The following is a 12,772-nucleotide window of genomic DNA, read 5'->3' on the forward strand; positions in this document are numbered from 1 at the left end:
GTGCGCGTGGACTCCCGAGCAGCCAGGAGACTCGTCCGAACACGCTCCTCCCGGTGCCGCGTGGGGCACCGGGAGGAGCGGCCGCAGGCTCCGTCAGCAGCCGTGCCGGGGCCTCAGGTCATGAGCACATCGGGTTGATCTTGTTGGTTTCGTTGACGGCGTCGGCCCACGAGAACTCGTCGTTGTCGCTGAAGTAGTAGTAGGTCGCGCCGTTGGGTGCCATGGCCACGGTGATGCCGCCGTAGCCGGACATGAACGGGACGTAGAAGGAGCAGGAGTACTGCGGGTAGGACGACGGGGTGAACTGGAGCGCCCACAGGCCGTTGTTGTACTTGAAGGCGGTGGTGCCGGTGGTGGTGACGCCCCGGTCCGAGGAGGTCTTCTGCATCGTGGCCGCCAGAGCCGTGGAGTTGAGCACCTGGGTGCCGTTGATGGCGCCGCCGTCGTTGTTCAGCAGCTTCGCCACTTTGGCGATGGAGTCCTGGGTCCAGAACAGCCCGTAGCCGCCGAGGGGCACACCGGTCGCGGAGTTGTCGGTGCGCTCGGTGGTCAGTGAGTCGGGGCCGACGCCGAGGGGTTTGTAGACGTCGTCACGCACCAGGTTGAAGATGTCCGCGCTGCTTCCCGCCTTCGACTGAAGGTAGTTGTTCTCCGCGCGGGCGGCGAGGAAGTAGTCGGAGGTGTGGTAGACCCACTGGCTGCCCGGGGTCGACCTGTGGGGATAGGACAGCGCCGTGGACACCTTGGAGCTGTACGACTCGGCGGTGAAGAAGTTGGACATGGTGGTGCCGTCCTCGTCCGCCTCGAAGCCGGATGAGGAGTAGTTGCCGGTCGCCATGTCCAGCGCGTTGTTGAGGGTGACGCTGGACCAGTCGCCCGAGGACGAGGACGTCTCGGACACCCAGTTCTTGACGAGTTCACCGGCGACGCTCGTACCGTAGAGCTGTTCCAGCCGCATGGCGGCGATGCTGGTGAAGGCGCTCTTGGCCGTGGAGTACGACGGCAGCAGCATGTCGGAGCAGAACGCGTAGCTGCCGTAGCGGGTCGTACAGCCGGAGGTGTAGTTCACTCCGTTGATGTAGACGCCGTAGGCAGTCATGCTGGAAGCGGTGACACCGGAGCCGAACTTGCTGGTGTCGACGCCCGAGTTGGGATAGTCGGTGGCCAGGGCGCTGATGGACTTGGTGGGGAGGCGGCCCGCCACCTCGGCGGCGTAGGCGTTCTCGATGCTGGTGGCGTCGCTGACGGTCTGCGGGGTGTAGGTGCCGGACAGCTGGCCCCACATGTTGAACTTCTGGTAGTCGCAGGTCTCCTGAGTGATCTGGTAGCGCACCTTGCTGATGCTGCCGGCGTCGAACAGGAAGGTCATCTCCCCGTTGTGGACGCAGTTGGCGTTGCGCTCGACGAGCGCGAAGGGGAAGGACGCCCGGGTCATGCCGTTGTCGGAGGTCTCGTCCCAGGCCCGGCCGGCGCCGACCTCCAGGTTCCAGACGGTCGAGCCGGTGTACTGCAGTCCCCGAACGGTCGGGATGAGGTGACTGCCGTTCTGGACGAAGGTGACCGAGAACGACGGCAGGTGCTTCCACGCCGAGTCGGCGTTCGACGTCCGGTTGTAGGTGTCCACGAGCTCGCTGAACCCGCCGCCCGTGGACGTCCCGCTGAGCGTCAGCGTGCCCTGGAAGGTGTGCGACGGCGCCGCCGCGCCGGCGGGAAGCGCGAAGGCGGAGTCGCTGACCGGGGCGGTGGAGGATCCGGTGGTGAGGTCCGTCCGGGTCAGCAGGGTGCGGCTGACCGCGCCGCTGCCGGTCAGGGGGTCGTCGGAGACTGCGGTGAGGGTGTCGGCGGAGGCGGTGGTCGCCGTGGCGGTCAGCCCGGCCAGCAGAAGCAGGCAGGACAGGGCCACGCGGAGTCGCGGGCTGGGTCTCATGTCGCTGAAGGTGGCCCCGGTGACGGGAGGTTGTCGAATGCCCGTTGGTACCGGACGTCATGTCACCTGCGTATGACCGCTCTTGGTACCGGGAGGCGAGGCGAACAGGTCACGGCAGAAGACGGTGAGCCGGTCGAGGCAGGAACGGATCTGGGCGGAGGCATAGTGCGTGGAGTCCCAGGCTCCGAAGAGGGTGACGTGCAGAGGCCCGTCGGCGAGCCGGATCGGCAGTGACCGCAGGGCGAAGCGCGGGTCGTCGGAGACGACGCACACGCCCTTGCCCGCCGCCGCCAGCGCCTGCGCGACGGCCGGTGCCCTGGCCACGTACGAGGCGTTGTAGCCCAGCCCCGCCTTGGCGACCGCCTCGTCCAGGACCCGCCGTACACCGTGCAGTTCGTCCATGACGATGACGCGGTCCGTGCTCAGGTCCTCCAGGGTGACGTGGTCGCGCCCCGCCCAGGGATGGCCGGAGGCGACCTGGACCCACACGCAGGCCTGGCCGAGCACGACGTAACTCAGGTCGGAGGGTGGCGGCCTGGTACCGATGGCGAAGTCGGCCTGGCCGACCGACAGCGCGCCGTAGACGCCATGCGGGGAAGCCTCGACGACGTCGGTGATCTGCCCCTCGGGGCCGCTGGCCACGACGAACGGCGCCACCACGTCGGTGACGGTCGTCGGCGGCGCGATGACGGTCAGCGGCACGCCCGCGCCGGAGGCCATCGAGCGTGCCGTGTCCCTGGCCAGCCGGGCGCGGGCGATCACGTCACGGGCGACCGGCAGGAACGCACGGCCCGCGGGAGTCAGCTTCAGCGGGCCCTCCCCCCGCCTGAACAGCGTCAGGCCCAACTCCCTTTCGAGGTGCCGGATCTGACGGGACAGTGACGGTTGCGTCACGTGCACCTCGTGCGCCGCGGCCGTGACCGAACCGAGATCCACGATCGACAGGAAGTACTCAAGGACACGCAGTTCCACTATGCCTCCAAGGCATGGGAAGTACGGAAGACAAGTATTTGCGGGTCATATCACGCAGGTCAACACTGTCAGGCAACGGCTTCCCGCGGCCCGTCCGGTTCACGTACCCCCGCACGTCACCGCTTCTTTCCCCTTCCTCACATCCCACCTGGAGGTGCTTCGTGCATCACAGACGTCTCCCCGCGCGCTGTTCGCGCCGGTGGGCCGCCGTGGCGTTCACCGTCGGCGCCCTGGCCGCGAGCGGCTGCTCCGGACCCGCCTCGTCCGGCGGCGACGCCGTCCTGACCGTCGCCTCGACCGCCGACGTCACCACCCTCGACCCGGTGGCCTCCTTCTCCACGGAGGCGATGTACCTGGGCAACATCTACGAGCCGTTGCTGTGGAAGAACGCCGCCGGCTCGTCGACCGCGTACACGCCCGCCATCGCCACCTCCTGGAAGAAGTCGGCCGACGCCAGGACCTGGACCTTCACCATCCGGCGCGGTGTCAGGTTCCACGACGGGACCGCGGTCGACGCCTCCGCGGTCAGGCAGAGCATCCTCGCCGCGCGCAAGAGCGGCGGTGCCTCGTTCATCTGGGCACCGCTCGCGAGCATCACCACACCCGACGCCCACACCGTCGTGATGCACCTGAAGTACGCCGCCGCGATGGACCTCATCGCCTCGTCCACCTACGGTGCCTGGATCGTCTCCCCGAAGGCCTTGAAGGCAGCGGCCAAGGACAAGACCTACTACAACACCAAGGGTGTCGACGGCGGGACCGGCCCCTACCGGATGGCCTCCTACCGCGCCGGCAAGGAGATGGTCCTCAGGCGCGCGGCGTCCTACTGGAACACCGCTCACGCCGCCACCTACAAGACGGTGGACGTGCAGATCACGGCCGACACCGTGACGGCCCAGCAGATGCTGACGGCCGGTGAGGTCGACCTCTCCACGTCCGTCCCGCTGCAGAACATCGACTCGTTCCGCAAGGACGCCAAGTACACGGTCAAGGACTACCCTTCGCCGTTCAACTACGTCGCGTTCTTCAACACCAGGCGCAAGCCCCTGAACAACCCCCTGGTCCGCCAGGCCCTGTCCTACGCGACGCCCTACAAGGACATCATCACCGTCGGCGCCCAGGGCTACGGCACGCAGTCGCACGGGCCGGTGCCCAAGGGCATCTTCCCCTACGACGCTTCGGTGCCGCAGTACCACCAGGACCTGACCAAGGCCAAGGAGCTGCTGGCCAAGGCCGGCTACCCGAAGGGCGGTTTCACCCTCCACCTGACCTACGCCTCGGAGAACGAGGCCGAAGCCCGGTTCGTGCCGCTGCTGAAGGACGCCTACGCCAAGCTCGGAGTGACCCTGAAGGTGACGTCGCAGCTCTTCAACCAGCAATGGGCGAACGCCAAGTCGAACCCGACCGACGCGCAGGACATGTTCGTCCTCTACTACTGGCCCACCTACAGCGACGCGGGATCGGACAACCTGTACTCGCTGTACCACAGCAGCGCCAAGCCGTACTTCAACCTCAGCTACTGGAAAAGCACCACCTACGACGGCCTCGTCGACAAGGCGGGCACCTACACCGCCAGTGACCCGGCAAAGGCCCGCTCGCTCTACGTGAAAGCAGAGCGCATCCTCTACTCGCAGGCGCCCGGCCTGTCGTTGTACGACTCGCGGGCGGTCTACGTCGTGCCCAAGGCCCTCAGCGGCTTCCGGTTCAACGAGAACTATCCGTTCACCGTCTTCTTCTCCGCGCTGAAGCCCGCGGCCTGACGGGGGATTCGATGACACGACACCTCGCGCGGCTGGCGGCCTCCGCCGCCGCGGTACTGCTGGTCCTGACCGTGGCCACGTTCGTGCTGGCCCGTGTCCTGCCCAGCGATCCCGCCCTGGCCTACATAGGCCCCAAGGCCACCGCGGCACAGGCGGCCCGGATACGGGCACAGCTCGGGCTGGACCAGCCACTGCCGGAGCAGTACATCCACTACCTCGTACGGCTGCTCCACGGCGACTGGGGCTACTCACTGGCCACGAAACGCCCGGTGCTCAGCGAGGTCGCGGACCGGCTGCCGGCGACACTGGAGCTGATCGCCGCATCCACTCTGCTGTCCGCGGTCCTGGGGATCGGGCTCGGCGTCGTGGCCGCGCGCCGCGAGGGCGGGCGCGTCGACGCACTCGTCCGGCTGGTGTCCATCGGAGGCGTGTCCATGCCCGCCTTCTGGCTGGGGCTGCTGCTGCAGGTGGCGTTCGTCGACCGGCTCGGCCTGCTGCCCGCGACCGGCGCGTTCAGCAGCACCCTGCGTTTCGTCGACCCGATCCGGTCGATCACCGGCTTTCCGCTCCTGGACAGTCTGCTGACCGGCAACTGGACCGCTCTCTCCGACGGGCTGAGCCATCTGGTGCTGCCCGCGGTGACGCTCGCCGCCTACCAGGTAGGGCTCGTGGCCCGGATGACGCGCGCCTCGATGGTCGAAGTACTGGCACAGGACCACATCATCGCGGCCAGGGCCTACGGGCTGCGGGAGAGGGCCATCGTGTGGACGCTGGCACTGCGGGGCGCGCTCTCCCCCACCCTGACCGTGCTGGGCATGGCGGTGGCGTACTCGCTGACGGGCACGTTCTTCGTGGAGACGGTCTTCAACTGGCCGGGCATCGGCCAGTTCGCCACGCAGACGATGCTCGCCGTCGACTACCCGTCGATCATGGCCATCACCCTGCTGGGCGCCGCGGGCTACCTGCTCACCAACGCGGTGGTGGACGTCCTGCAGGCGCGCGTCGACCCGCGGGTGAGGCTGTCATGACGGCCCCGGTACTCAGGGACACGCCGGCCGCACCGAAGGCGACCCCGGCGTCGCGGACACGGTCACTGTGGCGACGCTGCCTGCGGCCGGCCGGAGCCGACCGTTTCGGAGCAGCGGGTGTGACGCTGGTCGCCGCGCTGGCCGTGATCGCGGTCCTCGGCCCGTGGCTCGCCCCCTCCCCGGCGCAGGGCCGGGGCGCCGCCGACGTCGCCGCGCGGAACATCGCGCCCGGCGCGGCCCACCTGTTCGGTACCGACGAACTCGGCCGCGACGTGCTGTCGCGGGTGATCCTGGGCGCGGGCCCCGCGCTGCTGTCGTCGGTGGCCGTAGTGGGACTGGCCGTGACCGTGGGCGTGCCGCTCGGCGCGTTGGCCGGCTACCTCGGTGGGCGGGCGGACGCGGTGATCTCCCGGGTGACGGAGTTCTTCCAGTCCTTCCCACCACTGCTGCTGGCCATGGTGGCCGTCGCCCTCCTCGGCCCCGGCCGACTCGACGCGGGCCTGGCGCTCGCGGTCTGCTGGTGGCCGTGGTACGCGAGGCTGGTGCGTGCCGAGGCCCGCTCCCTGCGCGAGAGGCCGTTCGTCGAGGCGGCCCGGTCCATGGGCGTACCCCTGCCGGTCATCCTCGCCCGCCACGTGGTGCGCAACTGCGTCGGCCCGATCCTCGTCCAGGTCACGGTCGATCTCGGTTCGGTGATCCTGGCGGAGGGTTCGCTGGCGTTCCTCGGCCTCGGTGCGCAGCAGCCGTCGCCCGACTGGGGCCTGATGGTGGAGGAGGGCCGCGCCTCGCTGTTCGACGCGTGGTGGATCTCCACCTTTCCCGGCCTCGCCATCTTCCTGACCGTCCTCGGGTTCAACCTGCTGGGGGACACGCTGCGCGATTTCCTCGACCCGCGGAAGGCGCGGCCATGACGCCTCAGGACAGTTCTCCCTCAGTCATGGGTTCCCAGGAGCGCCCCTCGCCGGCCACCGGCCCCCAGGACGCCCTCCCCGCTGTCTCGGACCACACCGACCCCGCCCCTCGACCGTCAGGCCGTCGCCCGCTGCTGGAGGTCAGCGGCCTCACTGTGTCCTTCCCCCGCCCCGGCCGGCCGGAGCTGCCCCCGGCGCAGCCGGTGCGGGGGGTGGATCTGCGCGTTTCCCAGGGGGAGATCCTCGGTGTGGTCGGCGAGACGGGCTGCGGCAAGACATTGACCGGGATGGCGATCCTCGGCCTGCTCCCCGCGCACGCCCGGCTCGGCGGCAGCATCCGGCTCGACGGCACGGAACTGACCCGCCTGCCGCCCCGCGAACGGGCCGCACTGCGCGGCGGTTCCGTGTCCCTGGTCTTCCAGAACCCCGCCACCGCCTTCAACCCTGTCTTCAGCATCGGCGACCAGCTGCGCCGCGTCGCCCGGCGCCACCTGGCCATCGGCCGCCGCGAGGCCGACGTCCTGGTCCTCGACCGCCTCGGCAGGGTCGGCCTGCCCGATCCACGGCGGGTGGCGCGGGCGTACCCGCACGAGCTGTCCGGCGGCATGCTGCAGCGCGCGATGATCGCGATGGCGTTGATCGGCGGCCCCCGGCTTCTCGTCCTCGACGAGCCCACCACAGCGCTCGACGTCACCGTCGCCCGGCACATCCTGCGCCTGCTGCTCGACCTGCGGCACGAGACGGGCTTCACCGCGCTGCTCATCACCCACAACCTCGGTGTGGTCGGCGACGTGTGCGACAGCACCGCGGTGATGTACGCGGGCCGGGTCGTGGAGCACGGGCCGACCCAGGACGTCCTCAGCCACCCCGCTCACCCCTACACTCGCGGCCTGCTCGGCGCGCTGCCCGGCCGGGGCGCCCCCAGGCAGCCGCTGACCGCCATCGCGGGCACGGTCCCGCCCGACCCCGCGCAGGTGCGTGGCTGTGCCTTCGCCGACCGCTGCCCAGAGGTGATGGACATCTGCCGGACCACCGATCCACGGCCCACCGAGCTCGCCCCCGGACGGCAGGCCGCGTGCCTGCGGGGCGCTGAGGAGGGAGTGTCATGAGGAACCTGGCCGGCACTCGGGGAAGAAGGCCCCCCGGACAATCACCGGCAGGTCCCGGCCGAGGCCGAGGCGGCGCGGCGAACGACTCCCCGCGCGGTGACGCGAGCCCCCGGGCAGACCTGGCCGCCGACCCGGCGGCACTGGAAGTACGCGACCTCCAGGTGCGTTTCCCGGCCCGCGCCGGACGCCGCGGTGAGGTGGTGCACGCCGTGCGGGGGGTCAGCCTGACCGTGGCGGCGGGCTCAGCGTTCGGTCTGGTCGGCGAGTCCGGCTCCGGCAAGAGCACCCTGGCGCGCGCCGCGCTGGGCCTGCTGCGCTCGTCGAGCGGTACCTCCCTCGTCGGGGGGACGGACATCACCACGGCACGCCGTGCCGAACTGCGCACGGTGCGGCGCGACGCGGCGATGGTGTTCCAGAATCCGGTCGCCGCCCTCAATCCCCGCCGCACGGCGGCGGCCAGCGTGGGCGAGCCGCTGCGGCTTCAGGGACTCGGCCGCGCCGAGACCGTTCGGCGCACGGCAGCCCTGCTCGACCAGGTCGGGCTGACGGCCACGCACGGCGCACGGCTACCGCACGAGTTGTCCGGAGGACAGTGCCAGCGGGTCGGAATCGCCCGCGCCCTGGCCACGAGCCCGCGGCTGCTCGTCCTCGACGAACCCACGTCGGCCCTCGACGTGTCCGTACAGGCCCAGATCCTCAATCTGCTGCTTGATCTCAAGGCCTCCCTCGGGTTCGCCTTCCTGCTGATCTCCCATGATCTGGACGTGGTCAGGCACATGAGCGACACCCTGGGCGTGATGTACCGGGGACGGCTTGTCGAGTCCGGTCCGGCCGGTCCGCTGCTGGCCTCCCCCGCTCACCCGTACACCCGCGCGCTGCTGGACTCGGTGCCCGGTCAGGGACGCGAACACCTCCTGGACGGCCTGCCGGAGCCTCCTGGATCTTCCGCTGGTCCGGAAGAAGGCTGCGCCTACCGGTCCCGGTGCCCGCTGGAGAGCAGCAGGGCGGCGGACGGCGCCTGCGCCACCACCGTTCCCCTGCCACGGCCTGCCGGACCCGAGGGCGTCGAAGCCGCCTGTCACCTGGCCACGGTCGTCACCACCACCCGCCCCCCTACGAAAGGAAGCAACGCGTGACCCCCGCGAAGGACAGCATGGTGCAGGGCGGCGGACGCCCTTGGCCGATCACGCTGGACAACTGGCAGGACGCCCCGCTGAGCCGCTGGGGCTTCGCCCACGCGGAGCAGATCGTCCCCGCGGCCGTGATCCGCGCCTCCGACCCGCCCGAGCCGTCACCTTCCGCCGAGGGGCACGGACTGACCGGACTGCACGTTCCGCTCGACGACCGTGAGGTCCCGCTGGACAACTTCCTGTCGGCCTCCGCGACCGACGCCTTCCTCGTGCGGGACCGCGACGGCATCCGTTACGAGGTCTACGACGGTGAGATGGACCGGCACCGCAGGCACCTGCTGATGTCCGTGTCCAAGTCGGTGTGCTCGCTGCTGATCGGCCAACTCGTCGCCGAGGGGGCCCTGGAACTCTCCGCGCCCGCCCTGACGTACGTGCCGGAACTGGGCGAGTCGGCGTTCGGGACCGCGACGATCCAGCAGATCCTGGACATGGCGGCGGACGTGGACTACAGCGAGGACTATCACGACCAGTCCTCCCACGTACGTCTGCAGGACCGGATCGCGGGCTGGCGGACCCGGCTGCCCGAGGACCCCGGAACGGTCTTCGACTTCCTGACGTCTCTGCGCTCCTGTGGCCCGCACGGCAGGCGCTTCCAGTACTGCTCCGCGGCGACCGACGTACTGGCCTGGGTCGCCGAACGGGTCACCGCGGGCCGCTACCCTGACCTGCTCCACGAGCGGCTGTGGCGGCACCTGGCCATGGAACGGGACGCCCAGATCACGATCGACCGGGCGGGCTTCGCCTTCGCCAACGGCGGTATGTCGACCACCGCCCGGGACCTCTCCCGGATCGGCCTGCTCCTGCTGGACCACGGCGTGGCAGGCGGCCGGCAGATCGTCCCCGCGGGTTGGATCGAGGCCATCACCCGGGGCGGCGACCCGGCCGCGGTGGCAGGCACCGTCTTCAGCGAGGTGCACCCGCGTGGCTCGTACCGCAACCACTGGTGGGTGACGGGCGACGATCACGGCAGCGTGTACGCGACGGGCATCCACGGCCAGTACCTGTGGATCGACCCGGCCGCGCAGGTGGTGATCGTGAAGTTCTCCTGCCTCCCGGTCGCTACTAGCGCCGACTGGTCGCACCGCCACGCTCGGGTCTTCCGCAGGATCGCCGAGACACTCTGAAGTGCCCCCGCCGACGTCGCCGCGGACCGCTCGGGTCCCCCGGCTGGGACGCGTTCGAGATGATCTCACCTTCTGGTCGGAGGCTGTGATGAGTCCGAGGTGCATGGCGAGCGAACCACTGGCGAAGTCGGCGGTGAGGGCTCTTGCGGACCTGGAAGACGCCAGAGCTATCCGGCACGGGTTCAGGGAACTGTTCCGGTGGGCGCACGGGTGCCTAGTACTCCAGTCGGACTTCTGTATTTCTGCTGGTCAGCGGCCTGGCGGTGGGGAGTGTAGCGGGGGTGCGCCATGCGTGGGGCGGGCTTGGACAGGTCGTCCCACCAACGTGTGTCCGCGCCGCATGTAGTGACAGCGCGACGAGCAGTCCGTTCCCGTGATCCACGACGTACCGACGAATGCTTGGGACCTGGAACTCGAAGAACTCTTCCTGCGGACCGGAGCCCGCTTCTGCCGGGTGGAGTCCCGGCGGCGGATGCGGGACTACGTCCGCGGACTGCTCGGCCCGGTCGGCCGCAAGAACAGCTGGCAGCTCGCCGAGTACGCCGGCAATGCCACCCCACACGGCCTGCAGCACCTGCTTTCCCACAGCCGGTGGGACGCTGACGGCCTGCGGGACGACCTTCAGGCATACATCGCAGAACAACTCGGCACGCCAAAAGGCGTGTTGATCCTCGACGACACCGGCTTCGTGAAGAAAGGCATCACCTCCGCAGGAGTACAGCGCCAGTACTCCGGCACAGCCGGGGCCCGTATTTCAATAAGCGCTCGGCAGAGGGGTGTTGGTGGGAGTCTGAGATATGACCCCGTGTCTGTCAGGCCGCGTTCGTGCTCTGCGGGCCAAGTTCGATCAGATCCTGCCGCACCTCGATGAGCGCCGCCGTCGGTTGTACCTGGCCAGTGAGGCGACGGCCCTCGGCCGCGGCGGGATCGTCCGGGTCGCCGCCGCCTCCGGCACCAGCACTGCAACCATCGCGCGAGGTGTGGCCGAGTTGGCCGGCTGCTCCTCGCCAACCTTGCGGGTCCGGGCTCCGGGTGCGGGTCGCAAGCGGCTGACTGACACCGACCCTGGTCTGCTGCCTGCGCTGGAGTTGCTGATCGAGCCGCATACCCGAGGCGACCCCGTCTCCCCCTTGCGCTGGACCACGCTGTCGTTACGGGCCCTGGCCTCGACCCTCACCACACAGGGCCACCCGATCAGCGCTTCGACCGTCGGACACCTGCTGCACACCCTGGGCTACAGCCTGCAGGGAACCGCGAAGACAACAGAGGGCATCAGCCATCCAGACCGCGATGCCCAGTTCACCCACCTCAATGCCACCGCCACCGCGTTCCTCAACGATGCCCAGCCGGTGATCAGCGTCGACACCAAGGCCAAGGAATGGCTCGGCAACCGGCACCGGCCCGGTCGCACCTGGCGCCCGGGCAAGAACGCGATCAAGGTGGACTGCCACACGTTCACCACCAACGACCAGCCCATGGCGATCCCCTACGGGATCTACGACATCGCCAACAACAGCGGATGGGTCAACGTCGGCACCGACCACGACACCGCCCAGTTCGCGGTGGAGTCCAACCGACTCTGGTGGCAGCACCGCGGACGGGCGGACCACTCGAATGCCACCCGGCTCCTGATCACCGCCGACTCCGGCGGCTCCAACGACCCCCGCCGCTGGACCTGGAAAAGCAACCTCGCCGCCTTCGCACGAGAGAGCGGCCTGGAGATCACGGTCTGTCACCTACCGCCGGGGACTTCGAAAGTCGGGTAGCCGGAGGGATTCGCACCCTCCGGCTCCCACAGATCCGTACGTGACGATCTCTCGTCATACGGCTCTTGTCGTCCTGATCACCAGGCCAGGGAGGGGGAACTGACCCACCTCCACTGCGCGAACATCCCCGGGCGGCGCTTGGCTGCCCTCTGGAAGGCCGCGATAGCCTTCCTCATCGCGCGAAACCGTCTGTACTTGTTGCTGAGCCAGCGCACCAGGTAGGCGTTGATACGCATCAGGAGTGGATACAGGGCCGATCGGTAGAACCGGCCGTAGTGCGGCCGACAGGAGGCGTCGAACATGGCAGCGCATCATGCGGTAGCCCGACAAACACCCGACTCCTCGGCAGACCACGGGCTCCTGACCCGGTGGGCTCACGACTCCGCCCTGCACGCTGTCCCCACCGCCTGTCCGCACACCGGTGGCCTGCGGTTTGCGTTCTACGGACGAGTGTCCACCGAGGACCACCAGGACCCGGCCACCTCACGAGCCTGGCAGCTGCTGGGCGCCCAGGCACTGGCGTCTGGACACGGGCGGATCGTGGCCGAGTACTTCGATGTCGGCCGCAGCCGGACCGTGCCCTGGGCCCGCAGACCGCAAGCAGCCGCGCTGCTCGCCGCGATGGCCGATCCGGACCGGGACTTCGATGCGGTCATCGTCGGTTCCAGCGAACGCGCCTTCTACGGCAACCAGTTCGCCACCATGGCCCCGCTGTTTGAGCATTACGGGGTGGAGGTGTGGGTGCCGGAACTGGGCGGCGCGATCGACCCGCAGATCGCCGGCCAGGAAGAACTCATGATCCTCCTCGGCATCCTCTCCAAACGGGAGATCGCCCGCGCCCGTATCCGGGTCCGCGGCGCGATGACCGTGCAGACCCGCGACCAGGGCCGCTACCTCGGCGGCCGACCCCCCGTACGGATACCGGCTCGCCGACGCAGGCCCGCACCCCAACCGGACCCTCGCCCGCCGCGGTGTCCGCATCCAA

Annotated in this window: 9 protein-coding genes and 2 pseudogenes; 9 read left to right on the top strand and 2 right to left on the bottom strand. The window is 69.4% G+C overall.

Features of this window, described 5'->3' with window-relative positions; all coding sequences use genetic code 11:
• Nucleotides 1-118: 118 nt before the first annotated feature.
• Both ACFY6U_RS00385 and ACFY6U_RS00390 read right to left on the bottom strand, forming a co-directional pair.
• Nucleotides 119-1,927, bottom strand: a complete 1,809-nt coding sequence (locus ACFY6U_RS00385) for a hypothetical protein (protein WP_390034336.1) — start codon at nt 1,925-1,927, stop codon at nt 119-121.
• Nucleotides 1,928-1,984: 57 nt separating this feature from the next.
• Nucleotides 1,985-2,899, bottom strand: a complete 915-nt coding sequence (locus ACFY6U_RS00390; protein ID WP_390034337.1) for a LysR family transcriptional regulator — start codon at nt 2,897-2,899, stop codon at nt 1,985-1,987.
• 209 nt (nt 2,900-3,108) lie between these two features.
• Here ACFY6U_RS00390 and ACFY6U_RS00395 point away from each other — a divergent pair, with 209 nt between their 5' ends.
• From ACFY6U_RS00395 to ACFY6U_RS00435, 9 genes and pseudogenes are all read left to right on the top strand, one after another.
• Complete coding sequence (locus ACFY6U_RS00395; protein ID WP_390034338.1) at nt 3,109-4,659, top strand: ABC transporter substrate-binding protein; 1,551 nt, start codon at nt 3,109-3,111, stop codon at nt 4,657-4,659.
• Nucleotides 4,660-4,670: 11 nt separating this feature from the next.
• Complete coding sequence (locus ACFY6U_RS00400; RefSeq protein ID WP_390034339.1) at nt 4,671-5,687, top strand: ABC transporter permease; 1,017 nt, start codon at nt 4,671-4,673, stop codon at nt 5,685-5,687.
• Nucleotides 5,688-5,806: 119 nt separating this feature from the next.
• Entirely contained in the window at nt 5,807-6,598 is a 792-nt protein-coding gene (locus ACFY6U_RS00405) for an ABC transporter permease (protein ID WP_390034340.1), read from the top strand.
• 26 nt (nt 6,599-6,624) lie between these two features.
• On the top strand, nt 6,625-7,707 hold the full coding sequence (locus ACFY6U_RS00410; RefSeq protein WP_390034341.1) for an ABC transporter ATP-binding protein: 1,083 nt from the start codon (nt 6,625-6,627) through the stop codon (nt 7,705-7,707).
• Nucleotides 7,704-8,843 carry an oligopeptide/dipeptide ABC transporter ATP-binding protein gene (locus ACFY6U_RS00415; protein ID WP_390034342.1) on the top strand — a complete coding sequence of 380 codons (1,140 nt, stop codon included), beginning with the start codon at nt 7,704-7,706 and terminating at the stop codon, nt 8,841-8,843. The genes ACFY6U_RS00410 and ACFY6U_RS00415 overlap by 4 nt, the downstream gene beginning before the upstream one ends.
• Nucleotides 8,840-10,021: a serine hydrolase domain-containing protein gene (locus ACFY6U_RS00420; RefSeq protein WP_390034343.1), complete on the top strand. Its 1,182-nt coding sequence runs from the start codon at nt 8,840-8,842 to the stop codon at nt 10,019-10,021. The genes ACFY6U_RS00415 and ACFY6U_RS00420 overlap by 4 nt, the downstream gene beginning before the upstream one ends.
• A 373-nt stretch (nt 10,022-10,394) precedes the next feature.
• Nucleotides 10,395-10,892 carry a transposase gene (locus ACFY6U_RS00425; RefSeq protein WP_390034344.1) on the top strand — a complete coding sequence of 166 codons (498 nt, stop codon included), beginning with the start codon at nt 10,395-10,397 and terminating at the stop codon, nt 10,890-10,892.
• Nucleotides 10,819-11,778, top strand: a pseudogene (locus ACFY6U_RS00430) (ISAzo13 family transposase); the annotation flags it as partial. The gene ACFY6U_RS00425 and the pseudogene ACFY6U_RS00430, both read left to right, overlap by 74 nt.
• A 309-nt stretch (nt 11,779-12,087) precedes the next feature.
• Nucleotides 12,088-12,600: pseudogene (locus ACFY6U_RS00435) on the top strand (recombinase family protein); the annotation flags it as partial.
• Nucleotides 12,601-12,772 lie beyond the last annotated feature (172 nt).

Source organism: Streptomyces sp. NPDC013157 (genome assembly GCF_042899865.1).
GTDB lineage: Bacteria > Actinomycetota > Actinomycetes > Streptomycetales > Streptomycetaceae > Streptomyces.

Excerpts from the sequence above, each read along its gene's own strand:
- ACFY6U_RS00385 (WP_390034336.1), bottom strand. The coding sequence starts at position 1,927 with ATGAGACCCAGCCCGCGACTCCGCGTGGCCCTGTCCTGCCTGCTTCTG.
- ACFY6U_RS00400 (WP_390034339.1), top strand. The coding sequence starts at position 4,671 with ATGACACGACACCTCGCGCGGCTGGCGGCCTCCGCCGCCGCGGTACTG.
- ACFY6U_RS00410 (WP_390034341.1), top strand. The coding sequence starts at position 6,625 with ATGGGTTCCCAGGAGCGCCCCTCGCCGGCCACCGGCCCCCAGGACGCC.
- ACFY6U_RS00415 (WP_390034342.1), top strand. The coding sequence starts at position 7,704 with ATGAGGAACCTGGCCGGCACTCGGGGAAGAAGGCCCCCCGGACAATCA.